Source organism: Reinekea sp. G2M2-21 (assembly GCF_015687175.1).
Taxonomy (GTDB): domain Bacteria; phylum Pseudomonadota; class Gammaproteobacteria; order Pseudomonadales; family Natronospirillaceae; genus Reinekea.
This window is the reverse complement of the sequence record NZ_JADPQG010000042.1, coordinates 1-443: the sequence shown is the minus strand read 5'-3', so window position 1 is coordinate 443 and position 443 is coordinate 1. Positions and strand designations below refer to the sequence as shown.

Annotated in this window: 2 tRNA genes; both read right to left on the bottom strand. The window is 48.1% G+C overall.

Annotation, left to right across the window (positions count from 1 at the left end):
* Positions 1-83: 83 nt before the first annotated feature.
* A tRNA-Ala gene (locus IYN85_RS25660) sits at positions 84-159 on the bottom strand.
* 122 nt (positions 160-281) lie between these two features.
* Positions 282-358: transfer RNA gene (locus IYN85_RS25655), tRNA-Ile, on the bottom strand.
* Between the last annotated feature and the right edge of the window lie 85 nt (positions 359-443).

Sequence of the window (443 nt, the reverse complement as noted above, 5' to 3'; positions counted from 1 at the left end):
ACGTATTGCATTTCGCAAAGCAAACTATTTCATACAACTGAAACACTTTGCTGTGCAAAATTCAGAAAGATCGTTAGTTAGATTGGTGGAGCTATGCGGGATCGAACCGCAGACCTCCTGCGTGCAAAGCAGGCGCTCTCCCAGCTGAGCTATAGCCCCATGTGTGATTGCTTGCTTCTTCGGTTACCCTAGAAACAAAAAAATCTTTCGAAGACAAGGCGAAGCGTGAGGCCGCATAGCCTGCTATGCAACGAACCCTTCAACGCGGTATTCGGAAGATTTGGTAGGACTAGGCAGACTTGAACTGCCGACCTCACCCTTATCAGGGGTGCGCTCTAACCAGCTGAGCTATAGTCCTGCAACGGTTCGGTATCCAAACTTAAGCGCTCGGCTCAAGCGAATGCCATATCCACTCAATCGGATCTTTCAAATCAAGTAATTTG